This window comes from Chroococcidiopsis sp. (genome assembly GCF_051657925.1).
Classification (GTDB): domain Bacteria; phylum Cyanobacteriota; class Cyanobacteriia; order Cyanobacteriales; family Chroococcidiopsidaceae; genus Chroococcidiopsis.
The window spans coordinates 1-26,430 of the sequence record NZ_JBOFLP010000345.1; the positions used below are offsets into that span (position 1 = coordinate 1).

Below are 26,430 nucleotides of genomic sequence, written 5' to 3' on the forward strand. Positions count from 1 at the left end.
TTGTTGCTTTAGATGTAGATTTATACGCCGATGGTGGCTGGAGTTTGGATTTATCTCCTCCCGTACTTTTGCGGGCAATGTTACACGTAGATAATGCTTATTACATTCCCCATTTAGCAGTAAAAGGACAAATTGCCAAAACTAATAAAGTTTCTAATACAGCATTTCGAGGTTTTGGCGGTCCCCAAGGCATGGTAGTTATTGAAGATATTATCGATCGAGTGGCGCGGTATTTGGGTTTACCGCCAGAAGTGGTACGCGAACGCAACTTCTACCACGGCGAAGGGGAAGCAAATACGACTCATTACGACCAAGAAATTTTTGACAACCGGATTACAAAAGTTTGGCAGCAGGTAAAAGATAGCTCGAATTTTACTACACGTAGAGAGGCGATCGCGCAGTATAACCAAGCTAGCACTTATAAAAAACGCGGTTTGGCAATTACTCCCGTAAAATTCGGGATTTCTTTTAATAAAACCCAATACAACCAAGCAGGGGCGTTAGTTCTCATCTACACCGATGGTAGCATTCAACTGAATCACGGTGGCACGGAAATGGGGCAGGGGTTGCATACTAAAATGTTGCAAGTCGCCGCCCAAACGCTAGGGGTAAAGATCGAACGCTTGCGGATCATGCCTACGAGTACGGAAAAAGTACCGAATACCTCTGCTACTGCTGCGTCTAGCGGTGCTGACTTAAACGGACAAGCGGTAAAAGATGCTTGTGAAACGCTGAAATCTCGGTTGGCTGTGGTGGCATCTGCGTTGCTAAAGTTGGATACAGCCGAAGAGATGGTATTTGCTGACGATTGGATTTACTGTCGCACTTACCCTTCAGCGCGAGTCCATTTTGAAGAAGTGACGAAACAGGCGTATGGCGATCGCGTTAGTCTTGCTGCTACAGGATATTATCGCACTCCTAATATCTACTGGGATGATGCGACAGGCAAAGGCAGACCGTTTTACTATTTTGCTTACGGGGCTGCTGTAAGTGAAGTTGAGGTAGATGGTTTTACAGGTAACTTTAAGTTACGAAAAGTTGACATCGTGCATGATGTGGGAGAATCTTTAAATCCCTTGGTCGATCGCGGACAAATTGAAGGCGGTTTCGTACAGGGCATGGGTTGGTTGACGATGGAAGAATTAGTGTGGGATGAAAAAGGACGCATCCGTACTTATGCCCCTAGTACCTATAAAATTCCGACAATTGGAGAAATACCAGAAGATTTCAATTTGCATTTATTAGAACGGGCAGCTCAAGATGGGGTAATTTATGGTAGTAAAGCCGTCGGCGAACCCCCGTTAATGTTGGCGCTTTCGGTGCGAGAAGCAATTCGCGCCGCAGTTGCAGCATTTGGGAATACAGATTACGTTCCTCTGGCTTCTCCTGCGACTCCTGAAGCTATTTTATGGGCAATTGAATACGTCCGCGATCGCGCTACTGAGGCTGTGGAGGCAGTGGGTGAACCGCAGCCTGTTTCGGGTTAGGATTGAGTATAAGATCTCGTATCTTAGCCCCCTTTTTCAGGGGTTGGGGGATCTCCGAGATTTTTGTTCTTGCTAACCAAAAAGTATTAAGATGAACCCAATTTTCAATTGGGTTTTATGGTACGTCTATTAATACCAATTAACTGTTTGACTACGACAGAAATCTCCCCCCAACCCCCCTTAACAAGGGGGGCTATAGAAGATAGTCCATAACGTATTATTTTAACTTTTAACTTTGGACTTGTGATGTTACTCAACGATTTAACTCAACGCCTGCAAGCTGACGATCCTGAAGAGAAGCGGATTGTTACAGGTGTGAGTTGGCAACAATACGAAGCCTTAATTGCAGATTTAGGAGATAGTTCAGGCTATCGGGTTGCTTATCTGGATGAAGTATTAGAAATTGTGTCGCCAAGTCGCCGTCATGAAAGGGGAAAAACTCGCATTGGTGGATTATTAGAACTTTTCTTTTTAGAAACTGATACAGAGTACTTTCCTAAGGGTTCTACGACTTTTCGGAAGGAAGATAACCAAGCAGGGGGAGAACCAGACGAAAGCTATTGTATTGGAACTGAAAAAGATTTTCCAGACTTGGCTATTGAAGTAGTAGTAACGAGTGGCGGAATTAACCGACTGGAACTTTATTGGCGATTGGGCGTGCGCGAAGTTTGGTTTTGGCAGAACGAGAATTTTTCTGTTTATTATTTGCGTGAAGAAACGCCTGCTCAATTTCAGCAGACTTTTGGATATGAAAGAATAGAACGAAGTGAAATATTACCAAATTTAGATATTAATTTACTTGCTGAATGTCTCCTTAATTGCCATCCTTTAGCCGCAGCAAAAGAATTTCGTCAACGTTTGCGATCGCAACTCGATCGCGCTTAACTGTAATTCTAGCTTAATATCTAGTTTGATGACCCCGAATCTCTCTTCTCTGCATTAAATCCAAGAGCGATCGCACTACTTAACCATCAAGATGCATATTTCTCTCTAGCACCTTAAACTGAGTATAGGTATGTCAGCAATTCTGCCCCAAAAGATTACTAACTCAGCATGGTTTCTACTTCTTTAAATCCTCTCACAGTCGATCGCGATCGCATTCGTCCAAATATTCAAGCATTGCAAGCGCAATTGGTAGAATGGCGGCGGCGGCTGCATCAACGTCCAGAACTAGGGTTTAAGGAACTTATTACATCTGAATTTATTACCCAAAAGCTACAAGAATGGGGCATCGAACACCAAACAGGAATAGCCAAAACAGGCATTGTCGCCACAATTAACGGTAAAAAACACCCGACTCCCGACTCCCGTACGGGCGGGTTTGGAAACCCGCCCCTACCGACTCCCGTATTAGCCATTCGCGCCGACATGGATGCGTTACCTATCCAAGAACAAAATGACGTACCTTACAAATCGCAACATGATGGTGTGATGCACGCTTGCGGACATGACGGACATACCGCGATCGCACTAGGGACAGCATACTATCTTTCTCAGCACCAAGAAGATTTTGCGGGTACTGTAAAAATTATCTTTCAACCAGCAGAAGAAGGACCAGGCGGCGCAAAACCAATGATTGAAGCGGGAGTTTTAAAAAATCCCGATGTGGATGCAATTATCGGTTTGCATCTGTGGAATAACTTACCTTTGGGTACGGTTGGAGTGCGTAGCGGCGCGTTAATGGCGGCGGTAGAACTATTCGATTTGAAAATTAAGGGTAAAGGCGGACATGGTGCAATGCCGCATCAAACAGTAGATGCAATTGTCGTCGCCAGTCAAGTTGTGAATGCCTTACAAACAATTGTGGCGCGAAATGTCGATCCAATTGATTCTGCTGTCGTCACAGTAGGAGAATTTCATGCTGGTTCTGCGCATAACGTAATTGCAGATTCAGCTCACTTGAGTGGTACGGTTCGTTATTTTAATCCTAAATATGATGGCTATTTCGGTCAAAGACTGGAACAAATTATTGCCGGTATTTGCCAAAGTCAAGGTGCGACATATGAGTTAGATTACTGGCAATTGTATCCGCCTGTCATCAATAATTCAGAAATAGCGGATTTGGTGCGATCGCAAGCTGAAAAAGTTGTAGAAACGCCCTTTGGAATCGTGCCGGAATGTCAGACAATGGGTGGCGAAGATATGTCATTTTTCCTACAGGAAGTTCCAGGGTGTTACTTCTTTTTGGGTGCTGCTAATCTCAGCAGAAACTTAGCTTATCCTCACCACCATCCTCGATTTGATTTTGATGAAACTGCTTTGGGTATGGGAGTAGAAATCTTTGTACGTTGCGTGGAAAAATTTTGCAGTTGAAAGCTGTCTTTTCACCTTAAATGAGACTGCACCGATTCCGGTTGTACGAGTCGTTGGGGAGAACTCCAATCGGGGCGTAAATTCTTGGCTTTGCGTAAATAAGGATGCCAAACCTGGACTTGGTTAGCAGGAAGATTTGCGTGGATTAAGCAGCGGATGCAACGTTCTAAACTACCTTCTACATGCATCTGCTGTACGTCAAGCATAGCTACACAGTCCCAGAAAGGGCGCTTACGGGCGATCGCAGCGGGAAAAATGGCATCGAGATCGCGAGTGACAGTAAAAGTGACGCTCACAATTTGAGTCGGATCTAGCTGATTCTTCATCTCCAGCTCTTCTAACATTTCTGTCACGGCTTCGTCAATTGCCTGCACCGTATTTTCTGTAACGGTTGTTGCCCCACGAATTGCTTTTAATCGCCACTCCACGCTCAATTCCTCCTTAAACTAAATTAACCAAATAGTTGTTTGTGTTGATGAGTGGCTAGTGGCTAGATTCTTATTCCGATCTAGTCACTAGTCGCTAGCCACTAGTATCTAGAATCAGCCAAAATCATCTCAATTACGGACGATATAGCCACAAAGGTAAGCCGCTGGTAGATAGCTCAAACTCTAACCAATCTACCCCAGTTAATAAACCAGATGCTACCGTAGACTCCCTAGAAAGTAATCGCTGCAATGGGGGCTTGCGTTCTTCTAGAGTGAAACACTTGGTTTTTTCTGGATCGAGTCCGACTAACTCTGCTGCCCAACGACGGGCATCTTCTTCAGTTCCCAACCGATCCACAACGCCTAACTCTAAGGCTTGCTGTCCGGTGAAAATGCGTCCGTCTGCAAAGCTTCTCACAGCTTCCTCTGTCAGATTCCGCCCTTCAGCCACAGATTGAACGAATTGCCGATAGCTGGTATCGATCAATTCTTGCAAAATATGTTGTTCTGGTTCTGTCAATTCGCGATCGAAAGCCAAAATATCTTTATAGGGACCGGATTTAATCGTTTTGAACGAAACACCAATCTTATCTAGCAAGCGTTCTAGGTTGTTACCCCGCAGAATTACCCCAATACTACCCGTAATCGTACCTGGGTTTGCCACAATATGACTGGCTCCCATGCCAATATAGACACCACCAGAAGCAGAGATATTACCAAAACTGGCAACAATTTTGATTTTTTCTCGCAGTCGTTTTAAAGCACTATAGATTTCCTGAGAGTCTCCTACCGTACCGCCAGGGCTATCAATGCGAAGTAGTAAGGCGGGAAAGCGTCTTTCTTCTACAGTTTTGAGGGCTTCTAGAACTCTTTTGCGCGTCGCACTCGCGATCGCCCCAGTAATTTCTAGCCGTGCAATTTGTTTGCGAAAAGGGGTTTTAAACAGCCGTAGCATGTACAGTTATATACCAGACGTAACTCAATTTAGACTTTAAGCATAGAACATTTTTTCTTTGTAGATTTCTGTTACAGTGCATGGCGATCGCTTCACAAAAATACATAATCGATTAAGATCGGAGAAATGTCATCTCATCCCAGCCGTCAGCCATCCCATGCATCTGAAACTGACTGAATCAAGATTACCCTTTGCCTCTGTGCTACTAATCGCACCCTTTTTCCTCTGGGGAACAGCAATGGTAGCAATGAAAGGCGTTCTTCCCCATACAACACCTTTATTCATGGCAGGAGTAAGGCTGTTGCCTGCTGGCATATTAGTATTAGGTGCAGCAATGGCGATGGGTAGACCTCAGCCTAAAGGATGGGCGGCGTGGTTGTGGATAAGTCTATTTGCCTTAATTGATGGATCGCTGTTTCAAGGCTTTTTGGCAGAAGGTTTAGTTAGAACTGGGGCGGGCTTAGGATCGGTCATGATTGACTCCCAGCCTCTAGCTGTGGCTTTAATGTCGAGTTGGTTATTTGGCGAACGAATCGGTTTATGGGGATGGCTGGGATTGATGTTTGGCGTACTGGGGATTAGTTTAATTGGCTTACCAGACGATTTAATTGTTAACCTATTTTCTGGTTTTACTTCCGATTCCCGCACGGGCGGGTTTCCAAACCCGCCCCTACCGACTCCCGACGCCCTCTTCCAAAGCGGCGAATGGTTGATGTTACTCGCAGCCCTATCAATGGCTGTCGGTACGGTAGCTATTCGTTATGTTTGTCGTCACGCCGATCCGGTGTCAGCAACGGGATGGCATATGATTATTGGTGGAATTCCCTTATTTGCTCTTTCTGCGGGGTTAGAGGCTGGGCAATGGACAGATATTAGTTTATCTGGGTGGATATCGCTAAGTTATGCCACGATTTTTGGTAGTGCGATCGCCTATGGGTTATTCTTCTACTTCGCCTCTAGCGGTAACCTTACCAGTCTTAGCGCCCTTACCTTTCTCACACCTGTATTTGCCCTCTTATTTGGTAGCTTAATTCTCTCCGAAGTTCTCAGCCCCATCCAGTGGACGGGCGTTTCTCTCACCTTAGTTAGTATTTATCTCGTCAATCAGCGAGAGAAATTAGAACAATTGTTTCAGAAATCTACAGCCAAAGAGTCACATCTATCTGAATCGGAAAAAGTTTTGGAAACAGCACAGTCCGTACCTGTTCCTATGAAAGAATCAGAGTTATGAAAGTCAAAAGCTAAAAGTCAACAGTTAAAAGTCAACAGTTAAAACTGAGGAGTCAGGAGTCAGAAGGATGTAGAGACAATCTCTGCCATGCGCTATTCACTCATGACCAACTACCAACTATCAACTACCATTGAAACTATTATTTATCTCTACTTCCGTGGGACCCCTCGGCACAGGATTGGGGGGTGGAGTAGAATTAAGCCTGTACAATATCGCTCAAGAAATGATAAAGCGGGGGCATACGCTGCAAATTCTTGCCCCCCAAGGGTCGAAACTTGAGTCGTCAAATCTTGGGATAATGCCTATTGTAGAAATTTCTGGTAATTTACAAGTTATTGCCCAGAACCAGGAAAGAAATGCACCCATTACTATGCCGGAAAATTCTGTCTTGGCGAATATGTGTGAATATGCAAGACAAGTACAGAATGAGTATGATTTAATTGTCAATTTTGCTTACGATTGGTTGCCATTTTATCTCACCCCATTTTTTAAAACTCCTATTGCCCATTTTGTGAGCATGGGTTCAATTTATGCTGCGATGGATGAAATTGTGGCACAAGTTGCAGAGCAATTTCCAGGGACGCTTGGTTTCTACACTCCCTCTCAAGGAACGACATTTTCTTTTGTAGAAGCGCACAGCAATGCACCCATATATTATCTCAGTAGTGGCATAGATTTGTCTTTATATGAGTTTTGTTCTCACTCGCAAAACAAATTAGCTTGGTTAGCGAGGATTGCTCCTGAAAAAGGCTTAGAAGATGCGATCGCGGCAGCTCAAATTGCTAAAATTCCCTTAAAAGTCATGGGAAAAATCCAAGATGAAGATTATTGGCAGCAAATTTGTCAAACTTATCCTGGCGCAACTTTTGAATATTTAGGATTTCTTTCGACAGCAAAAATGCAGCAAGAATTGCGTCAGTGTCGGGCAATGTTAATGACTCCTCGTTGGGTAGAAGCATTCGGCAACGTAGCGATTGAAGCTTTAGCTTGCGGCGTACCAGTCATATCATATCGCCGTGGAGGACCAGCAGAAATTATTCAAGATGGGAAGACGGGGTTTTTAGTCGAACCAGATAGTGTAGAGGGATTGGTAAATGCGATCGCGCGTTTGGATGAAATTAATCGCTATACCTGTCGTCAACAAGCCGAAGCTGAATTTTCTTTAGAGGCGTTAGGCGATCGGTTTGAGCAGTGGTTTGGGGATATTTTGCAGTAATCAAAAACTATATTCTTAGATAACTAGCATTTGGGCTAATCTGTATTAGCTATTTGCATAATCGTATACCTCCCAAGTATATTTTACGCTAACTACAGTTTCGTTATATGCAGCAATGCCTATTTGCCAACCACCACCACCATTAAAACCAGGAGATTTATTAAAAGTAATTGCCCCTAGCGGTGCTTTACGAGAAATGGCAGCATTTGAAAAGGGGATCGAAATATGGCGATCGCGTGGTTATCAAGTTAAAGTTAGTCCTACAATCGGCGATACTTTTGGATATTTAGCTGGAACAGACGCTAGCCGTCGCCAACAACTCCTCGATGCGTGGCAAGATCCCGACTGTCGCGGTATTCTCTGTGCCAGGGGTGGCTACGGTGGGATGAGGATTTTGGAAGATTGGACGTGGGACTTGGAACAAGTCAAAAGTCAAAAGTCAAAAGTTAAAAGTCACAACACGGATATTAATAAGACTCCCGACTCCCGACTCTCTAAATGGCTCATCGGTTTTTCAGATATCACTGCTTTACTCTGGAGTCTAGGCCAATTCGGAGTTTCAGGAGTTCATGCACCTGTATTGACGACGCTAGCAGGGGAACCAGATTGGTCTAGACAAAGATTATTTGATTGGGTAGAAGGTCGTCCCCTACCTCCCCTCCAGGGTACAGGTTGGGGTGGTGGCGTGGTGACAGGTGTGTTGCTACCAGCAAATCTGACTGTTGCGACTCATCTCCTGGGTACGTCGATTCAACCGAATTTTGATGATGTTATTCTTGCCTTAGAAGATGTTACCGAAGCACCGTATCGGATCGATCGCCTGTTGACACAGTGGCGTTTGAGCGGTGCATTTACTAAGGTTAAAGGTATTGCTTTAGGACGTTTTAGCCGTTGCGAACCACCAGCCAATATTTCTAGTTTGACCATAGAAGAAGTATTGTGCGATCGCCTGAGCGATTTAAATATCCCTATAGTTTCCGATTTACCCTTTGGTCATGATGGTTGCAACGCCACCTTACCCGTTGGGATTTCCGCAACTTTAGATGGGGATAAAGGGCAGTTGTCAGTTAATAGTTGACAGTTATCAGTGACCAAACGATCCACGACTCACTACTCTCTAATTTGTCAAGAATCTATCAGACAAGCAAGTAACTGTAAATTTGCTTACAAATAGTACGACACAATTACTGATTCGATCTTTAGATATCAAACATTCGCTCTTGCAGAGATAGATCTATGGTCAGTACTGCCAGTGAGAAGTCAGCCAGTGAGAAGTCAGCAAATGAGAAGTCGGTAGTATTTGGTGCTTGTCCCCACGATTGCCCCGATACTTGCGCGATGTTAGTTACAGTTGAAAACGGTCGCGCTACTAAGGTAGAAGGCAATCCAGACCATCCTTTTACCCGTGGTACGCTCTGCGGCAAAGTGAGCGATTATCTAGATCGAGTTTATAGCAGCGATCGCATCCTTTACCCGATGCGGCGCGTGGGTGCGAAGGGTAGCAAACAGTTCGAGCGCATTTCTTGGGATGATGCTTTAGATGAAATTGCTAGCCGCTTCAAGCAAATTATCGGTGAATATGGGGCTGAGGCAATTATGCCTTGCAGCTATCTCGGTCATGAAGGGCTGCTGAATGGCTTGACTGTAGGCGATGCTTTCTTCAATCGCTTGGGTGCAACGATTAGCGAACGTACCTTTTGCGCCTCCTGCACTAGTACCGCTTACATGATGACTTGCGGACTGACTCACGGTACTGACCCCGATACATTCAAGCATTCTAAATATATTATTCTTTGGGGTTGCAACGCTCTCAGTACCAACGTGCATTTATGGTCTTTTATCCAAGAGGCACGCAAAAACGGGGCAAAATTAGTTTCAATTGACCCCGTGCGCACTCGCACAGCTAATCAATCAGACTGGCATATTCCCCTACGTCCAGGTACAGATGGGGCGCTGGCTTTGGGAATGATGCACGTTATTATTAGCGAAAATCTAGTCGATGCTGAGTATGTGGAAAAATATACACTCGGCTATGCAGAACTGAAAGAGCGAGTCGCGCAGTATCCTCCAGAGAAAGTTGCCCAAATAACGGGTATTCCCGTGTCAGATATCTTGACACTAGCGAGAGAGTATGCATCTAATCAACCATCCGTTATTCGTCTGGGAGTGGCGCTAGAAAAACAAGCTGGTGGCGGTCAGGGAGTGAGAGCTATTTGCTGTTTGCCTGCCCTAGTCGGTGCGTGGCGACATTTGGGCGGCGGATTGCTGCAAGCTCCGATGTGGCCCTTCCCCATCCGTTGGGAAGTCGTGCATCGCCCTGAATTTATTCAGCCTGGGACGCGATTAATTAACTTGTGGCAATTGGGAGCAGCACTGACGGGAGAAATGAGTCTCGACCCACCGATTCAGGCTCTATTTGTTTATAACTGCAATCCCGTCACGCAATCGGCGGAACAAGACAAGATTGTGGCTGGTTTGGCGCGAGAAGATTTATTTACGGTAGTCAGCGAACATTTTATGACTGATACTGCCGACTACGCCGATATTCTTCTACCTGCAACGACTCAAGTTGAAAATTTAGATTTGATGTTTTCCTGGGGTCATACTTATGTAACATTAAACCAACCCGCGATCGCGCCTTTGGGTGAAGCCGTACCCAACACTGAATTATTCCGTCGTTTGGCTGCGCGGATGGGTTTTGAGGAAGAATGCTTCAAATTAACCGACGAACAACTGGCGATGGAAGTCCTCGACTGGTCAGCACCCGTCATGCAAGACATGAGTATGGAATCGCTCCAGCAGCAAGGGTATGGCAAGTTAAAGGTCGATCTCGTTCCTCATGCCCAAGGCAATTTTCCCACACCGTCAGGTAAATGCGAATTTTTGGCTACCGCAAGAGTAGACAGTAACTTTGTCTTGCCAGCATTCCGCCAAGGATATGAGGAATATCAACCAGGAGAACCAATCGATCCTCTACCTATCTATACGCCACAGCGGGAATCAGCATCCAGTAACCCCGAACTCGCCAAGCGGTATCCGCTCAATCTCCTCTCGGCGAAACCACACCAATTCATTAATTCCTGTTTTGCCAATTTACCCAAGCACGCCAAACTTCAAGGCGAACCGAGAGTGATTATTCATCCCGATGATGCAGCTAAGCGGGGTATAGCTGACGGTCAAGTGGTGAAGGTATTTAACGATCGCGGTTCTTTCCAAGTCCCTGCAATTGTCAGCGATATGACTCGTTCTGGGGTGGCGATCGCACCTTTGGGATACTGGCGTAAACTCAGCCTTGCCAATAATACCATCAATGCTGCTACCTCGTCTGCGTTTGCAGATATGGGTCACGCTGCCGCTGTTGGCGATGCTTTAGTTGAGGTCATGGCACTCAAGTAATGTTGTAATATTTTTCCCTGCTCCCTACTCCCTGCTCGTGCGCTCCCTGCTATAAGTAAAAATCGATACCGAGTAAAATCTTTTATCGTGCTAGCTTGTCTCCATTTGCAGACAAGTAAACTATGTTAAATTGTCAACTGAAAAAACTCGTTTCTGGATTAGCGATCGCAGCTATTTCCGCTACTTTTTGCTTGCCCAATTCTGCCCTTGCTAGCGATCGTCCAATTCGAGTCATTTTCGATCACGATGGGGCATTTGAAGACTACTATGCCATTTTAACTTTAGCCCTTGCTTCTCAGCAGAAATCTCCGCCAGTCAAACTGATTGGAATCACCACGATGGCACACGGAGAATCTTATTGTAATAATTCCGAAGGTTATCCAGAATTAAAACGAGAGCTGCTAGGCGATTTTAGTCCTGAAGCAGGATCGATTGACGGACTGACACAAAAAGTTTTAGCGATCGCTCAATATCGCGACGCAAAAATATATTCTGGTTGTGATGAAAGTGCGACAACTATCGACGTACCGAACGAAGCTGATGATTTTGGTAAACCCGTCTCTGGAACTGAGTTTACTCCAGTACGAGTCCAGTTACCATTTGCAGGTAAACCAGCTTTAGAACCTTGTCTATTCCATCAAGAATTCGTGTCGTCTCCCCGCGATTTTGTCTGCTGGAACGAGTTTAATCGAACGTTTCGCGATGAAACTTTAAGGTATATTCTACCGCAAGCTCAAGCAGCTTTAGAGCAATTTCAATTACGAGAAGTCGATCTGATCGATCCGAAAAAGAAGGCGGCTAACTACTTGGCAACTTCTATCTGTGAAGCATATAAAAAAGACGATCCGCTGACAATTGCTACTGTTGGACCCGTAACTAACTTAGCAAGAGCCTATTCTTATATAGAAGAAAATCCTCGAAAGTACGGCTGTCCTAAGAAAATCAAACTTGCCGATTTAAATCATGTCATTTCTACTATTCATATGGGTGGTGTTTTGGATGAAAATAAAGCCGATAATTTTGATGCTAATGGGAACTACCGTTTAAACGAACCATTCCCAGTTTGGACGGAAGGTAACATTTACTATCAAGATGGAGAACATGTTTTTGGCTCGCACCATTTACCATTTCCAGGGACAAATTTTGAAAATATTCAAACTGGCGAACACAAGAAAGCTTTCAATTCCCTGAATAATGCTGAAGTCAATTTTTGGATTGATGCGCCTGCGGTAGATAAAGTTCTCAATTCAGGAATTCCGGCGGATGTCGTACCGTTAAATGCCACAAATTTCGCCCGCTTGCAAGGATTCGCCCAACGCATTCAAGATAATCCCTCTCAGTGTAATACTGCCCCCGCACAATATATCAAAAACGTTCAATTTGCTAATTCACCCGCTCCTGGCGTTTTCGTTTTTGATACGTTATTTTTCTGGGATACTTTAACTGTAGCTAGTCTGTGGAATGATTTTCTGAATTTTGAAGATTTCACCGATTTAGAAATAACAACATTGACGAATGGAGATCCGAGTACAGTGACAGGACAATTACCAGAAGCAGAACTTTTTCGGCGGGATATTGGCAATCTTTTTGCCTTGGGAAGAGTCAAGAATCCCGTAAGATTGAGTTTGTCTGTGAAGCCTGCTGCTGGCGATCCTGATTTTAAGACGACGATTCAAGATTTTGTTTTTGGTTTGGTTTGTACTAGCGATTGATAATTTATTAGATATTAAATTCCCAACTGAGTCAAAAAAGGGGCATAAGTCCCCCAATATTTCTCGCTTAGAGTATATAGTTCTTGGAGATCCCCCTTAATCCCCCTTAACAAGGGGGAAATTAGAGCGTTTTTAGCCCCCCTTTTCAAGGGGGGTTGGGGGGATCGAATCAAAAGCTACGAAGTATTGATAAGTTCCCTGCATAACTCTATTACACTAACTTGTTTTGGAAAAACGAAACGGATTAAAATTCGTATTAGTATCGTAGTAATCTTCTTGCTCTTGATGCTTTAACCAATTAGTAACCCTATAAGTTATAGGTGTAAATAAAATCTCAATTCCGCATTTGAATAAATAATTGGATGCAATCAGCGACCATATTATACTATTGGGGACAATTCCCAGAAAAGCAATTAGAATAAATATTGCCGTATCCAAAACTTGCCCTACTAAAGTCGAGCCAATCGTGCGAGTCCACAGCCACTTACCGCGAGTTAATATTTTCAGTTTTGCTAAAATAAAAGAATTAGAAAACTCTCCTACCCAGTAAGCTATTAAACTTGCAGCAACAATTCTCGGAGTAGATCCTAAAATTTGATTATATGCCTCTTGATATTTCCAATCTGCTGCTGGAGGTAACGCGCCAACAAGACTAAAAGTTACAGCCATTAAAAAAGCACAGAAAAAACCCAACCAAATAACCTTTCTAGAACGAGAGTATCCGTAAACTTCAGTTAAAATATCGCCAAAAATATAACTGAGTGGAAAAATTAGCGTCCCGCCATCAAAGGTAAACCATCCTAAGCTAACGATTTTAGTTGAGGTAATATTTGAGATTAGTAAAACAGTGACAAATAAAGTCGCGATCGCGTCTAGATGTTTGTAAGATTTAGACATTCGGAATGAGGGAGTAGGGAGTAGGGAGTAGAGAGTAGGGGAATAATTATGAATCCTGTCTCCTCAGTTTTGACTTCTAACTTCTAACTTTTGACTTTTGTTGGCTTATGCAAAAAACGCAAGTACCAGTAGATCGATACGTTAAAGTTGGTTCTATTAATACTCGTTATTGGATGATGGGAAGTGGAAATCCCATTATTTTGTTACATGGGGGTCAAGGTTCGGTAGAGTTTTGGTTGTATAACATTGGTACTCTAGCAAAATCTAACTGCGTCTACGCACTCGATATGGTGGGTTCTGGACGTTCGGATAAGCCTCAAGCTTCCTATTCTCTCACCTACCAGGCTCAGTTTATCAAAGATTTTATGGATACCCTCACTATTGAATCTGCGACTTTGATTGGCAATTCTATGGGTGGTGGTGCGGCTTTGCAACTGGCTTTGCTATTTCCCCAACGAGTAAATAAGTTGGTGTTGGTGGATAGTATGGGGTTTGGTAGGGAAATTGCTTTGGGTATCCGCCTGACAACTTTACCCTTACTCATTAGGTTACTGCGTCCCTCGCGCCGCCTGCTGGCTCCAATGTTGAGAAATAATTTTTACGATCCGCAAAGCATTCCTTCCGAGTGGATAGAATTGCGCTATCCTATCTTTGCTTTACCTGGAAGAAAACCCGCACTGATGGCAATGGTTAAGACGAATTTTCACTTGTTAGGAGTGCGATCGCAAGTATTTCATCCAATTCTCAGCCAACTCGCTACTATTACCGCACCAACTTTAGTGATTTGGGGCAAACAAGACAGAATTATACCAGTAGCTCACGCTTATATTGCAGCTAAAACTATACCTAACGCCCGTCTCCACATTTTCGATCGCTGCGGGCATCATCCTCATTTAGAATATCCAGAGAAGTTCAATAATTTGGTGTTGGATTTTTTGGCTAGTTAAAAGAAAAAACTACGAATTAGTTTCATGCCATTCCGCCGCCTTAGCGCGAACCTTTCCCAACTCTTCCGCCGACATTCTTTCTAAATTTCGCAACATTTGACCCATCCGATGATTTTGCTTTAAACTATCGTAATGACGGGCGAGAAAATCCCAGTAGAAGAAGTTGAAAGGACAAGCTTTTTCACCCGTGCGATCGCGAGGATTATAATAACAATTTTTACAATAATCGCTCATTTTATTGACATAATTTGCCGAAGCTGCATAAGGTTTTGATGCCATCATTCCTCCGTCAGCAAACTGTCCCATACCAATTACATTTGTCTGCATGACCCAATCATAAGCATCAATAAATGCCGCGTGAAACCAATCTTCTAATTCTTGCGGTGAAATTCCAGCAATTAAGGCAAAGTTGTTTAAGATCATCAACCGCTGAATGTGATGGGCGTAACCAATTTCTTTGACCTGCTTGAGAATCTGGTACAAACAATTCATGTGCGTATTTCCAGTCCAATAAAATTCAGGTAAGGGTTGAGCGTGATTAAACCAATTTTTTGCGGGATAATCTTCACCCATATAGATATAAATCCCGTGCATATATTCGCGCCAACCTAAAATTTGACGAATAAATCCCTCGATACTATTGAGTTCCCACTCGCCCTGATTTTCGTAATATGCTTTTTCTGCGGCTTGCACGACTTCTAAAGGATGAATTAATCCTAAGTTTAGATAAGGAGATAGCATCGCGTGCCACATTGTCTGTTCTCCCGTTACCATTGCATCTTGGTAGGGTCCAAAATTAGACAAGCGAGTTTGAATGAAAAAGTCAAGCACCTGTAACGCTTGTTGACGGGTAACTCCCCAACGAAAAGGTTCTATTTGCCAATATGCTTGACTATCCTTAAATGCAGGCGATCGCTCGATAAAATTAATCACATCTTGGGTAATGCGATCGCATTCAAACCATAAAGCTTCCGGTAATTTTAGTTTACCTTTAGGTGGCTGGCGGTTTTCCTTGTCAAAATTCCAGCGTCCACCAGCAGGTAAATCGCCTATCATCAGAATATCGAACCGCTTTCTTCCTTCCCGATAAAAATCTTCCATAATTAAGCGCTTGCGAGAACTCGCCCACTGGATAAATTCTTCATCACTCCAAATGAAGCGATTATTAGGTGTAAATGTAATTTGACAGGGAAGATTTAGACCTTGTATTAATTTAGTAAAAGGGCGATCGCTCGGTGTCATTACCCGCAATTCTGCAATCTGATTTTGTTGAATCCACTCTATTAGAGGAGTTTGAAAATCTTCAGCTTGCTTGTAAGTAACATTCCATCCCGCTTGTTTTAACTCCTCAGCAAAATGGCGCATCGCCGACCATACTAATACCAATTTTTGTAAGTGGTAGGGTAATTCTTGGGCATGGCGCAAAGATTCAATAAAAATAACTGGATGGTGTTTTTTATCGACACAACTTTGCAATGCTGATTGTCCCATCCAAAGTTGATCGCCTAAAACCCAAATACCTATAATTTTGTCATTGGTCATTTGTCAATAGTTAATAGTTAATAGTTAAATAGTCACTGATAACTGTTATAGGCTGCGCCAAAGATACCAGGATGCGATCGTGCAATAAGGTTTCCACTGCTGTCCCAATTGTTCTACAGTTTTGCGGTGAGGTAGCTCTGCTAAATTGTAGACTTTCCGCACCCCAGCTCGAATACCTAAGTCGTCTACAGGTAATACGTCCCAGCGATGCAACCGAAAAATTAATAACATCTGTACCGTCCAACGTCCAATTCCTTTGACTTGTATAAGAGTCTGAATAATTGTTTCATCGTCCATTAATTCCAACTCAGCAATGGTAGGCAATCCATTTGTTACCTTTTCTGCCAAGTCTTTCAGGTAAATAATTTTGGGACGAGAAATACCCACTCCCCGCAAAACTTCATCTGGAGTGTTGAGGATATCTAAGGCTGAGGGAAGTTGTGCGGGAGAAATTTTCAAAAATCTCTGGTGAATCGCAGTTGCAGATTTAGTTGAAAGCTGCTGATGGATAATGGCTTTGGAGAGGGAGAAAAATAAATCTCCCGTTTGTTGAACTTGATTAAGTTGACAAGCACCAACTTGGTGAATCAGAGCAGCAAGGATAGGATCGGATTTTGTAAGTGCCGCGATCGCAACTGAATAATCCATTCTTGACCCTCAGAGCTTGCCATCTTAACATTGTATTTCTTGCTTGAGTTTTGCGATCGTGCATCTAACCGAAATGACATCCTTAACAGTGGCAGCTAATGCTTTAGACTAAATCTGAGATCGTCAAGGCATAAGGGAACGTTAATGGCAGAGAAAGCTGATGCACTCAAAATCACCAGACGCGATGAAGACTACTCCCGCTGGTATCTAGACATTGTAGACAGAGCCAAGCTAGCCGAAGACTCTGGGATTCGCGGTTGCATGATTATTCGACCGGAAGGATTTGCGATTTGGGAGAAAATGCAGCAAACCCTAGACGGAATGTTTAAAGACACCGGACACACGAATGCTTACTTTCCGCTATTTATTCCCGTCAGCTACTTCTCTAAAGAAGCCGAACACGTTTCTGGCTTTGCCAAAGAATGTGCTGTCGTCACTCACCATCGGCTACAACTCACTGAATCAGGAGAAATTACCGTCGATCCCGATGCCGAGCTATCCGAACCACTCGTTATTAGACCGACAAGCGAAACTATTATTTGGTCAGCGTATCGTAATTGGATTCAAAGCTATCGAGATTTACCAATTCTGTTGAATCAGTGGGCAAATATTTGTCGCTGGGAGTTGAGAACTAGACCTTTCTTACGCACAACCGAATTTCTTTGGCAAGAAGGACATACAGCTCATGCAACTGCTGATGAAGCTGAAGCTGAAGCAAGGCAAATGTTGGAAATTTACAAAACTTTTGTCGAGCAGTATTTGGCTATTCCAGTATTTGCCGGACGCAAGACAGAAAATGAAAAGTTTCCTGGGGCAGTACATACTTATACAATCGAAACAATGACGCAAGATAAACGCGCCATTCAAGTCGGTACTAGCCACAATTTAGGAACGACTTTTTCTAAAGCCTTTGACGTGAAATATTTATCTGCTGAAGGGACGCAAGAGTATCCATTTGCGACAAGTTGGGGCATTACAACCAGAATGATCGGTACTCTCATTATGGTTCACTCCGACGATCGCGGTTTTGTTTGTCCGCCGCGTATTGCTCCTCTACAGGTAATTGGCGTACCAATTTATCGTAAAGATGCGGAAAAAGAGCAAGTATTAGCTCGATTTACCGAACTACAAGAGCAGTTCAAAGCAACGAAGGCATTCTCATTTAAAGTCGATACGCGAGATAATTTAAGCCCTGGGTTCAAGTTTAATGATTGGGAATTAAAGGGTATTCCGTTGCGTTTAGAAATGGGTCCGAGAGACTTAGCAAATGGGACTGTCGTGTTAGTTCGTCGCGATACTGGTGAGAAAATTAGTGTGGCTCAAAGTGACTTGGAATCTCAAATTAAAACTTTATTAGAGGACATCCAAGTTAGCTTATTCAAACGGGCGCAAGAATTTCAGCAACAAAATTTACACTTCGTAGAAACCTACGCTGAATTTCAGCAACAAATCGAAGAAAAAGCAGGTTTTTACGTTGCTTACTTTGATGGTAATTCTGACGACGAAGAGAAAATCAAAGAAGAAACCAAAGCAACCGGACGCTGCATTCCTTTCGACTTACAGCAAGGCACGGGAAAATGTTTTTATACGGGTAGGCAAACAGATCGACGAGTCATTTTTGCTAGAGCGTACTAGCAGGAGTCGGGAGTCGGAAGTCGTATTAATTTCTGCATTTTGACTTTTAACTTTTGACTTTTGACTTCTGCCATCTGCCTTCTGCTACACCATCTTCCGCGCAGCAGCTAGGAGCAATCTTTGCTCGGCACGGGCGATCGCTTTATAAGTCTGTTCGACGGCATTCGGTTCGACGGAAATAGAGGTAATGCCCGATCGGATCAAAGAGTCGATAATTTCTGGATAAAGGACGGGAGCCTGACCGCAGATCGAGCAAGGAATATTAGCTTGCTGCGCCATTTGGATAATTTGGGCGATCGCTTGCAGGACTGCTGGGTGGCGTTCGTTTAAATTAGCGGCTAACTCACCGCGATCGCGGTCTACTCCCAGCAACAACTGAGTCAAGTCGTTCGTGCCAATGGAGACTCCTTGAACTCCTGCTTTGACGTATTGAGGTAGCAGAAATAGCACTGAAGGCACTTCTGCCACGATCCATAATTGAAATTGAGGAACATGAGTTAGTCCTGCTTGCTCGACGCGCTGACGGCAGAAACTAAACTCTTCGACGCTGCGGACAAACGGTAACATGAGGTGAAGATTTGTTTGACCGGACTGCTGCACGGCGGCTAAAGCAGCTAGTTCCAAGTCAAAAACTTTTGGATCTTTAAGGTAACTCAACGTACCGCGCTGTCCCAGGATGGAATTACGGCTGTTACCAGCAGAAGCATCTAGCCCATCCAGGTTCAAAGATTGAAATTCTGGCGATCGCCAATCTAAAGAGCGATAGAATACGGGTCTGGGAGCAAAAGCATTGACGAATTGACTAATTTGCGATCGCCATAAATCTAATAATTCAGCCTGTCGTCCCTGTTGCAACCACACTCTCGGGTGCTGTCCCTCTAACACGTTCAGCATCATCAGTTCCGATCGCAACAACCCCACGCCATCGACGGGTAAATCCTTAACCTGAGCAATTAAACTCGGCTGACTCAAATTGAGCATGAGTTGAGTGGCTATAGGAGTGATGTGTGGTGCGTGACGAACAGAGTGTGGGGTGTAGGGTGTGGGGTGTGGGGAATTGGTCACTGGATATTGGTAATTGCTCCCTCTGCTCCTCTGCTCTTCTGCTCCCCTGCTCCCTTGCCTCCACACTTCACCGCGATCGCCATTCAATTCCAATAATTCTCCTGTTTGGATCGATCCTGTGGCGCGCGCAACGCTCACAACAGCCGGAATACCTAATTCTCTAGCAAGGATAGCACTGTGAGAAGTCAATCCTCCTTGCTCGGTAACGATTCCCGCTGCTTGTTGCAATAGGGGTAGCCAGTCAGGGGCGATCGCTGGAGCGACTAAAATCGATCCTGCTGGTATAGTTACAGGTCGCGGTTCGCTTTTTGCTATCACGTATGCTGGAGCAATGACCTCTCCCCTTGCTGCTGCGATTCCTGAGATAAATTCCGAATTCCGTAGCTTGCTTAAGCGAAGGGGGATTCGGAATTCCGAATCTTCTTTCGGCTGTTGGCTGTTGGCTGCTGGCTCCCGAACTCTATAGGTATTCGCGTGGGTCAAGTAGAGTTGCGGTTCTGCGTCGATCCCTGTTTGAGCCAACGTCCACTCTAAATAGAATGCTGCGCCCAAATCTGTTTTTAGTTGTTGCGTGAGTTGAATCAGTTGTTGGAGAGACTCATCGCTGAGAACATACTGCTGCTGTTGTGCTTCGCTCAACAAGTATGTTTGCAAGCAAGGGGTGACAGATGAGGGTAAAAGAGAAGTCGTACAAACAGTTAAATCTGGAATGAAGGGAATATTGCCGACTCCATAAGCCAATATTTTATTACCCAACTGCCGCGATCGCACTTGATTCGTTGCGGTGGAAACGAAGTAGAGATCGGGTGAAACTTCCCCACGGGCGATCGCTATACCTAAACCCCAAGTAGCGCTAATCTCAATCTCAGAGGGGCTACACGTTAAAATTCCCGAGGCGATCGCATTTTGTAGGGGTTGTACCAAGACTGCTAGATGAATGTCTCGCCATTCAATCCCGTGGCGCTGCCAATACAAAAGACTTCTAGCGCGAAATAACTGGCTCCAAGTTTGCTTCAAAGCTAGGGCGATCGCTTCCGGTTCTGGACAACAGATTTGAGCTTCTAGCAGTCCAGAGAAATTGAGATTTTGGATTGCCGCAGCTTTCAGAATTAAAGAAGGGCGAAAAATTAATGCCGATGCTTGCCACGATTGCGTCGCTTCTAGCAGCGATCGCCAGTATTCTTCTGGTAAGGGTGCGGCAAGAATTTCTTGCTGTAGGCGTTGGGCAACTTTCTGGAGTTGATGACTATCATCAACATTTATTCTCAATGAAGATTCTGGCAGATCGGCAATTAATGGATCGGACGAATTTAACTGCGTGAGAAATTTCCACAGAGTTTGAGCGGGAACGACACAACTAGGTACTACTGGATAACCGTTTGTCGCAATCCGACCGAGATGGAATGCCTTTTCTCCTATCTGTAGGCGTTCTGCGGCTGAAATTTGCTCCAGTAAGTAGAGTGTGTTCAAGAATTTTCTCTCGTCAGTTGTCAGTTATCAGTTGTCAGTTGTCAGTTGTCAGCTATCAGTTAATTCCGACTTCTCAAGTGTTTATTTAAGTAACTCCTTGGGAAAACTAGATCGAGCATAGATAGAAAGCAATAAGCGTGCTGTCTATGCAAATCCATTTGAACGCTTACTCAAGAGGTCAAGATTACTATGTTACTAAAAGCCCAACAGTATCGATTAGTTACGAGAAGCGATTTTGACGGTCTCGTATGTGCTGTTTTACTAAAAAGTTTGAATTTAATCGATGAGATTAAATTCGTCCATCCGAAAGATATGCAAGATGGCAAAATTGAAATTACTAATCATGATATTACTACAAATTTACCTTATGTTGAAGGTGCGTATTTAGCCTTCGACCATCATTTTAGCGAAACGCTGAGAAATCGCGATCGCTCCTCCACTCATATCATCGATCCTAACGCTCCATCTGCTGCCAGAGTTGTTTACGATTATTTTGGTGGAGCGGAAAAATTTCCTCATATTTCCCAAGAGATGATAACAGCAGTTGACCGAGCGGACTCGGCTCAATTTACTTTAGAGGAAGTTTTACGACCTCAAGGCTGGGTACTACTGAATTTTTTGATGGATGCGAGAACGGGGTTAGGTAGATTTAGAGATTTTAGAATTTCTAATTACGATTTGATGATGAATTCGATCGATGCTTGTAAAGACAGCACGATTGACGAGATTTTAAATCTTCCTGACGTGAAAGAAAGGGTCGATATTTATCGCGAACACGAGGCTAAATTTCAAGCACAAATTAAAAAGTGTGCGACTGTTCGTGACAAAACAGTTGTATTAGATCTAAGGCAAGAAGAGACAATTTACGCGGGGAATCGGTTTATGGTTTACGCTTTATATCCTGAGTGTACTGTCTCAATTCATGTCATGTGGGGTTTGAAGCAACAAAATACAGTGTTTGCAGTTGGCAAATCGATTTTCGATCGCAGTTCTCAAGTTAATATTGGCGAGTTGATGTTAAAGTATGGTGGTGGTGGTCATGCCAACGCTGGAACTTGTCAAGTCGCGCATGAAGTAGTGGATGAAACATTAAGGGAGATCGTTAGCCAAATTAAGGCGAACGAGTAATTTAAATTTGATTTTATTGGTTTGAACGTGTAATTGTAGGGACGGGTTTACCAACAATATTTGGCAGACTTGCAGTTTCTCAATCGACCCGCCCCTACGTTTTATTTATTTAACTTCATTGACAACCCAATTCGTTTTCTTTGCACGTCAATTTCTAATACGCGCACTTTGACAATTTGTCCAACCTTGACAAACTTTTTCGGATCGTCCACAAAGCGATCGGCTAGTTGAGAAATATGAACTAAACCATCTTGGTGTACGCCAATATCTACAAACGCGCCAAAGTTGGCTACGTTAGTGACGATTCCTTCTAATTCCATTCCCGATTTGAGATCGGAGATTTCTTTGATATCCTCTCGAAATGTAGCATATTTAAATTCAGCTCTAGGATCTCTCCCGGGTTTTTCTAATTCGCCGATCATGTCTCTTAATGTTGGTTCGCCTACAGTGTCAGTAACGTATTTTTTCAGATTCATTCCTTTGAGCTTAGATGCAACTTGAGAAATTTGAGTTAATGATACGTTTAAGTCATTCGCGATCGCCTCCACAATTTTATAACTTTCTGGGTGAACGGCTGTATTATCTAAAGGATTTTCTCCACCTCGAATCCGTAAAAATCCGGCAGCTTGCTCGAAGGCTTTTGGTCCTAATTTGGCTACCTTGAGTAACTGACGGCGGTTTTTAAATACACCGTTTTCATTCCGATAGGCAACAATGTTATTGGCAATTGTTGTCGTAATTCCAGATACATAGCCCAATAATTCTTGCGAAGCAGTATTAAGGTCTACGCCTACGTAGTTCACGCAACTTTCTACGGTTTCCTCTAGCTTTTGCTTCAAAAGTTTTTGGTCTACGTCATGCTGATATTGTCCCACACCAATTGATTTGGGATCGATTTTGACTAATTCTGCTAGCGGATCTTGCAAGCGTCTGCCAATACTAATTGCACCACGCACGGTAATATCGAGTTCGGGAAATTCAGCGATCGCAACTTGACTGGCAGAATAAATCGATGCTCCCGATTCATTTACCATCACTTTAATTGGTTTGCGTTCCACCGTCTGCAAGACTTCTGAAATAAATTCATCCGTCTCTCGTCCTGCCGTACCATTACCGATCGCAATTAACTCAATTTGATGTTTTTCCAGCAATTGCTTGATTGTTTGTGCTGCTTGCGATCGCGCTGCTGCTGATTGGTGGGGAAAAATTGCTTGATATGCCAAAAACTGCCCTGTTTGCGACAGTACGGCTACCTTACATCCCGTCCGAAACCCAGGATCGATCGCTAGTGTCGGACGCATTCCGGCTGGACTGGATAGCAATAAATCGCGTAAATTTGCTTCAAAAGTTTTAATTGATTCAACATCGGCAAAGCTTTTTTTCTCAGCACGGACGGCACTAATTAATGACTCTTTCATTAATCGCGTCCATCCATCTTTGAGTAAATCGTGGTAAAATTTCCTCAAACTGGGGTTTTTCGTGCGAATTTCCTGCGACTCTAGATAGGACAACACTACCCCTTCATCAAAACTGAGATCGAAATCCAAGATTCCTTCAGCTTCACCGCGATATAGCGCGAGTAGATTGTGCGGTGCGATATCTTCAACTGGAATTTGATAGTTGCGGTACATTTCAAATTTTGTCGTACCTTCGGGGTAGTCGTCCTTTACCCGCGAGACAAATACCCCGTCGTTGAGTAGATATTCGCGAATGTAAGCGCGTAACTCTGCTTTTTCGGCAGTTTCTTCTGCTAAGATATCAGCCGCACCTTTAAGCGCTTCCTCGGTTGACTTAACTCCCTTTTCCTCAGAAATATATTTTACTGCTTCTGTTTCTAAAGGTACGATGGGGGCGTTTTTGACATTGAGAGATTTAATCCACTCGGCGAGTGGTTCTAATCCCTTTTCTCGCGCCGCCGTAGCGCGGGTGCGGCGTTTGGGGCGATAGGGAAGGTATAAATCTTCTAATTCAGTTTTCTGCAAACAGGCGGTTATTTTTGCCTGTAGTTCCTCTGTCAGTTTACCTTGAGAGGCGATCGCGCTTAAAATTGCTGCTTTTCTTTCTTCTAGTTCTGTTAGGTAGGCGTGTCTGTCAGCTAGTTCCCGCAGTTGGGTTTCGTTCATTTCTCCCGTGCGTTCTTTGCGGTAACGAGCGATAAATGGAATTGTCGCACCCTCCGCCATCAATTCGAGGGCGTTTTGCACCTGGAAGGGTTTGAGTGTTAGTTCTTGAGCCAGTAGTTGAGGAATTACCATCGAGTCAAACGATTTTGGATTTTAGATTTACGATTTTGGATTGACCCATCAGGAGTTTGAAACTTTCCTTTTAGATTCTGGATTTAGATTTTAATCCAAAATTCACAGTTTAAAGTTGTCTCGGTCAGTTTAAGCAGTCACTCTTAAAGGTAATATGCCACATGATTCAAAAATACAACAGCGAGTTTGGCGATTAGAAATCGCAGCTACACAGGCAAAACCCGCCGGCGCGGGTTAGCTAATAGCTAATCGTCTTTAGTCTGCGCACCATCCAGACTTTGTTTGTGTAGTCGCGAATTGCATTCGCCCTATACTAAAAGCAACGGTATTGAAACCTACCATGAGCAATCAACCTAGAATACCCGATTCAGAAACGAGAAAGCGCTCTGTTGAGAAGTTGAAAGAAGTTTGTCGTCAGTTTGACGAATTGAATGAGTTACTAGATCGCGCGATCGCAAGTGCAGAAGCAGATATTCGCAATAGTCCATCATACGCTTATCGGACGCGGCAGCAGCAGAAAAGGAGACAAATGGAAATATAAATGGAAATAAAGATTGACGATCTTTCTGGATCTGAAATTGCTGATTTTCTGGAAGAACATATCAGAGAAATGAAGTCCGTCTCGCCTCCTGAAAGTAAACATGCCTTAGATTTAGCAGGGTTAAGAAAACCAGAAATTACATTTTGGACGGTGTGGGATGATGGTAGGTTAATAGGCTGTGGTGCAATGAAAGAATTAGACACAAGCCATGCTGAAATTAAGTCGATGCGTACGACTGCTTCATGTAGAGGAAAAGGTATTGCATCAATGCTACTTCAGCATATCTTGAACGAAGCGAAGCTACGAGGTTATCGGCGTATAAGTTTAGAAACTGGTTCAATGCCTTTTTTTGAGCCAGCGCACAATCTATATAAGAAATACGGCTTTAAGAACTGTGCGCCTTTTTCCAAATATAAAGAAGATCCAAACAGTGTGTTTATGAGGAAGGATCTATAAGTTAAAGCATAACAATACGCTGAGACGAATCGTGCTTATTCTGAAGAAGCATCTGTTGTCTACTTTAGCGTTCTTCTTTGCGCCTACTCTTCGAGAACGCTCCGCGTATGCGCCTTTGCGCGACACAAAACTATACCTTCAAATCCAACTTGAGATCTATCTTACGCAAAATTTCCACTAATTTTTCAATATGACTCAACTCATGAGTCGCCATCACAGAAAATCGAATTCTACTTGTCGGTACGGTAGGAGGACGAATTGCTGGCGCAAAAATTCCCGCCTCTTTCAATTGCAAACCAAATTTTAAAGCCGTGGCTGCATCTTCTAATTGCAAGCACAAAATTGGCGACTCAGAAGGCAATAATTTCAGTTGGGGTAATTCTTGAGTCATTAAATGTTTTAAATATTGAATATTTTGCCAGAGTTTCTGTCTGCGTTCTGGTTCTTCTCGTACAATAGAAATAGCCGCGATCGCAGCTGCAGTATCGGCAGGAGAAAGAGCTGTGGTATAAATCCAACTTGCCGCACGGTTGCGTAAAAAATCAATTAAAGCGGCTGAACCCGCAACATAACCGCCTAAACTTCCTAAAGCTTTACTGAGCGTTCCAACTTGAATTAACGGGCTACCAGTCAAATTGAAATGTTCGACGCAACCAGCCCCATTACCAAAAACTCCGGTAGCGTGAGCTTCATCAATTAATAGCATACAATTAAATTGCGCGGCTAAATCTATTAGTTCTGGTAGAGGGCATAAATCCCCATCCATACTAAAAACGCTATCAGTCATAATTAAACAACGACGGTAGCGATCGCGTTGTGCTAATTGAGTTTTTAAAAATAAAATATCGCCATGCGGATACTCAATAATTGTTGCGCCGCTGAGTACTGCCCCATGTTTTAAACAAGAATGATTGTATTGGTCTGAAAGAATTAAATCGCGTTTGCCAACTAAAGCTGCAATTGTACCTAAATTTGCCAAATATCCCGAACTGAACACCAACGCATCCTCAGTTTGTTTTAGAATTGCGATCGCTCGTTCCAATTCTCGATGCAATTCTCGATGTCCGCTGAGTAGACGAGAACCCGTACTTCCCGTACCGTATGTTTG

At 43.7% G+C, this 26,430-nt stretch carries 21 protein-coding genes; 13 read left to right on the forward strand and 8 right to left on the reverse strand.

Annotated features, from left to right (window positions below; genetic code table 11):
* The 3 genes from ACRC32_RS27405 to ACRC32_RS27415 all read left to right on the forward strand — a co-directional run.
* Positions 1–1,487: molybdopterin cofactor-binding domain-containing protein (locus ACRC32_RS27405; protein ID WP_438556943.1), on the forward strand; the 1,487-nt coding region annotated here is incomplete at its 5' end.
* Positions 1,488–1,730: 243 nt separating this feature from the next.
* The gene (locus ACRC32_RS27410) at positions 1,731–2,372 is read left to right on the forward strand and encodes a Uma2 family endonuclease (protein WP_438556944.1); all 642 of its coding nucleotides are present in this window, start codon (positions 1,731–1,733) and stop codon (positions 2,370–2,372) included.
* Between the two features lie 168 nt (positions 2,373–2,540).
* A complete protein-coding gene (locus ACRC32_RS27415) occupies positions 2,541–3,800 on the forward strand; it encodes a M20 metallopeptidase family protein (RefSeq protein WP_438556945.1) in 1,260 nt (419 codons plus the stop codon).
* Between the two features lie 11 nt (positions 3,801–3,811).
* Here ACRC32_RS27415 and aroH read toward each other — a convergent pair whose 3' ends face one another.
* Together aroH and sppA are read right to left on the reverse strand one after the other, a co-directional pair.
* A complete protein-coding gene (gene aroH, locus ACRC32_RS27420; RefSeq protein ID WP_438556946.1) occupies positions 3,812–4,228 on the reverse strand; it encodes a chorismate mutase in 417 nt (138 codons plus the stop codon).
* A 133-nt stretch (positions 4,229–4,361) separates the two neighbouring features.
* Complete coding sequence (gene sppA / locus ACRC32_RS27425; RefSeq protein ID WP_015153997.1) at positions 4,362–5,183, reverse strand: signal peptide peptidase SppA; 822 nt, start codon at positions 5,181–5,183, stop codon at positions 4,362–4,364.
* Between the two features lie 157 nt (positions 5,184–5,340).
* On the opposite strand from sppA, the gene ACRC32_RS27430 reads away from it, so the two are divergent.
* The 5 genes from ACRC32_RS27430 to ACRC32_RS27450 all read left to right on the forward strand — a co-directional run bounded on the left by ACRC32_RS27430 (position 5,341) and on the right by ACRC32_RS27450 (position 12,738).
* Complete coding sequence (locus ACRC32_RS27430) at positions 5,341–6,414, forward strand: DMT family transporter (RefSeq protein WP_438556947.1); 1,074 nt, start codon at positions 5,341–5,343, stop codon at positions 6,412–6,414.
* 130 nt (positions 6,415–6,544) lie between these two features.
* Positions 6,545–7,630, forward strand: coding sequence for a glycosyltransferase family 4 protein (locus tag ACRC32_RS27435; RefSeq protein ID WP_438556948.1), 1,086 nt, complete (start codon positions 6,545–6,547; stop codon positions 7,628–7,630).
* Between the two features lie 115 nt (positions 7,631–7,745).
* On the forward strand, positions 7,746–8,708 hold the full coding sequence (locus ACRC32_RS27440; RefSeq protein WP_438556949.1) for a S66 peptidase family protein: 963 nt from the start codon (positions 7,746–7,748) through the stop codon (positions 8,706–8,708).
* A 158-nt stretch (positions 8,709–8,866) separates the two neighbouring features.
* Positions 8,867–11,026 (forward strand): molybdopterin-containing oxidoreductase family protein, encoded by a 2,160-nt coding sequence (locus tag ACRC32_RS27445; protein ID WP_438556950.1) that lies wholly within the window; start codon positions 8,867–8,869, stop codon positions 11,024–11,026.
* A 122-nt stretch (positions 11,027–11,148) separates the two neighbouring features.
* Complete coding sequence (locus ACRC32_RS27450) at positions 11,149–12,738, forward strand: nucleoside hydrolase (protein ID WP_438556951.1); 1,590 nt, start codon at positions 11,149–11,151, stop codon at positions 12,736–12,738.
* 216 nt (positions 12,739–12,954) lie between these two features.
* On the opposite strand, the gene ACRC32_RS27455 is transcribed toward ACRC32_RS27450, so the two are convergent.
* Positions 12,955–13,635, reverse strand: a complete 681-nt coding sequence (locus tag ACRC32_RS27455; protein ID WP_438556952.1) for a queuosine precursor transporter — start codon at positions 13,633–13,635, stop codon at positions 12,955–12,957.
* A 107-nt stretch (positions 13,636–13,742) separates the two neighbouring features.
* Here ACRC32_RS27455 and ACRC32_RS27460 point away from each other — a divergent pair, with 107 nt between their 5' ends.
* Positions 13,743–14,582 carry an alpha/beta fold hydrolase gene (locus ACRC32_RS27460; RefSeq protein WP_438556953.1) on the forward strand — a complete coding sequence of 280 codons (840 nt, stop codon included), beginning with the start codon at positions 13,743–13,745 and terminating at the stop codon, positions 14,580–14,582.
* A gap of 9 nt (positions 14,583–14,591) precedes the next feature.
* Here ACRC32_RS27460 and ACRC32_RS27465 read toward each other — a convergent pair whose 3' ends face one another.
* Together ACRC32_RS27465 and ACRC32_RS27470 are read right to left on the reverse strand one after the other, a co-directional pair.
* On the reverse strand, positions 14,592–16,124 hold the full coding sequence (locus ACRC32_RS27465; protein ID WP_438556954.1) for a cryptochrome/photolyase family protein: 1,533 nt from the start codon (positions 16,122–16,124) through the stop codon (positions 14,592–14,594).
* Positions 16,125–16,169: 45 nt separating this feature from the next.
* On the reverse strand, positions 16,170–16,772 hold the full coding sequence (locus ACRC32_RS27470) for a DNA-3-methyladenine glycosylase family protein (protein WP_438556955.1): 603 nt from the start codon (positions 16,770–16,772) through the stop codon (positions 16,170–16,172).
* 144 nt (positions 16,773–16,916) lie between these two features.
* Here ACRC32_RS27470 and proS point away from each other — a divergent pair, with 144 nt between their 5' ends.
* Positions 16,917–18,407 carry a proline--tRNA ligase gene (proS, locus tag ACRC32_RS27475; protein WP_438556956.1) on the forward strand — a complete coding sequence of 497 codons (1,491 nt, stop codon included), beginning with the start codon at positions 16,917–16,919 and terminating at the stop codon, positions 18,405–18,407.
* An 84-nt stretch (positions 18,408–18,491) separates the two neighbouring features.
* On the opposite strand, the gene ACRC32_RS27480 is transcribed toward proS, so the two are convergent.
* Positions 18,492–20,942: a putative PEP-binding protein gene (locus ACRC32_RS27480; protein WP_438556957.1), complete on the reverse strand. Its 2,451-nt coding sequence runs from the start codon at positions 20,940–20,942 to the stop codon at positions 18,492–18,494.
* 189 nt (positions 20,943–21,131) lie between these two features.
* Here ACRC32_RS27480 and ACRC32_RS27485 point away from each other — a divergent pair, with 189 nt between their 5' ends.
* A complete protein-coding gene (locus ACRC32_RS27485; protein ID WP_438556958.1) occupies positions 21,132–22,070 on the forward strand; it encodes an exopolyphosphatase in 939 nt (312 codons plus the stop codon).
* A gap of 101 nt (positions 22,071–22,171) precedes the next feature.
* On the opposite strand, the gene ACRC32_RS27490 is transcribed toward ACRC32_RS27485, so the two are convergent.
* The gene (locus ACRC32_RS27490) at positions 22,172–24,325 is read right to left on the reverse strand and encodes a Tex family protein (RefSeq protein WP_438556959.1); all 2,154 of its coding nucleotides are present in this window, start codon (positions 24,323–24,325) and stop codon (positions 22,172–22,174) included.
* A 340-nt stretch (positions 24,326–24,665) separates the two neighbouring features.
* On the opposite strand from ACRC32_RS27490, the gene ACRC32_RS27495 reads away from it, so the two are divergent.
* On the forward strand, positions 24,666–24,866 hold the full coding sequence (locus ACRC32_RS27495; protein WP_438556960.1) for a hypothetical protein: 201 nt from the start codon (positions 24,666–24,668) through the stop codon (positions 24,864–24,866).
* A complete protein-coding gene (locus ACRC32_RS27500; protein WP_438556961.1) occupies positions 24,867–25,322 on the forward strand; it encodes a GNAT family N-acetyltransferase in 456 nt (151 codons plus the stop codon).
* A gap of 130 nt (positions 25,323–25,452) precedes the next feature.
* On the opposite strand, the gene ACRC32_RS27505 is transcribed toward ACRC32_RS27500, so the two are convergent.
* The coding region (locus tag ACRC32_RS27505; protein ID WP_438556962.1) for an aminotransferase class I/II-fold pyridoxal phosphate-dependent enzyme at positions 25,453–26,430 on the reverse strand (978 nt) is incomplete at its 5' end.

What these genes read in the sequence shown, in the direction of transcription:
- ACRC32_RS27415 (WP_438556945.1), top strand. Translation starts at nt 2,541, where the DNA reads ATGGTTTCTACTTCTTTAAATCCTCTCACAGTCGATCGCGATCGCATT.
- sppA (WP_015153997.1), bottom strand. Translation starts at nt 5,183, where the DNA reads ATGCTACGGCTGTTTAAAACCCCTTTTCGCAAACAAATTGCACGGCTA.
- ACRC32_RS27430 (WP_438556947.1), top strand. Translation starts at nt 5,341, where the DNA reads ATGCATCTGAAACTGACTGAATCAAGATTACCCTTTGCCTCTGTGCTA.
- ACRC32_RS27440 (WP_438556949.1), top strand. Translation starts at nt 7,746, where the DNA reads ATGCCTATTTGCCAACCACCACCACCATTAAAACCAGGAGATTTATTA.
- ACRC32_RS27445 (WP_438556950.1), top strand. Translation starts at nt 8,867, where the DNA reads ATGGTCAGTACTGCCAGTGAGAAGTCAGCCAGTGAGAAGTCAGCAAAT.
- ACRC32_RS27450 (WP_438556951.1), top strand. Translation starts at nt 11,149, where the DNA reads ATGTTAAATTGTCAACTGAAAAAACTCGTTTCTGGATTAGCGATCGCA.
- ACRC32_RS27455 (WP_438556952.1), bottom strand. Translation starts at nt 13,635, where the DNA reads ATGTCTAAATCTTACAAACATCTAGACGCGATCGCGACTTTATTTGTC.
- ACRC32_RS27460 (WP_438556953.1), top strand. Translation starts at nt 13,743, where the DNA reads ATGCAAAAAACGCAAGTACCAGTAGATCGATACGTTAAAGTTGGTTCT.
- ACRC32_RS27465 (WP_438556954.1), bottom strand. Translation starts at nt 16,124, where the DNA reads ATGACCAATGACAAAATTATAGGTATTTGGGTTTTAGGCGATCAACTT.
- ACRC32_RS27470 (WP_438556955.1), bottom strand. Translation starts at nt 16,772, where the DNA reads ATGGATTATTCAGTTGCGATCGCGGCACTTACAAAATCCGATCCTATC.
- proS (WP_438556956.1), top strand. Translation starts at nt 16,917, where the DNA reads ATGGCAGAGAAAGCTGATGCACTCAAAATCACCAGACGCGATGAAGAC.
- ACRC32_RS27485 (WP_438556958.1), top strand. Translation starts at nt 21,132, where the DNA reads ATGTTACTAAAAGCCCAACAGTATCGATTAGTTACGAGAAGCGATTTT.
- ACRC32_RS27490 (WP_438556959.1), bottom strand. Translation starts at nt 24,325, where the DNA reads ATGGTAATTCCTCAACTACTGGCTCAAGAACTAACACTCAAACCCTTC.
- ACRC32_RS27495 (WP_438556960.1), top strand. Translation starts at nt 24,666, where the DNA reads ATGAGCAATCAACCTAGAATACCCGATTCAGAAACGAGAAAGCGCTCT.
- ACRC32_RS27500 (WP_438556961.1), top strand. Translation starts at nt 24,867, where the DNA reads ATGGAAATAAAGATTGACGATCTTTCTGGATCTGAAATTGCTGATTTT.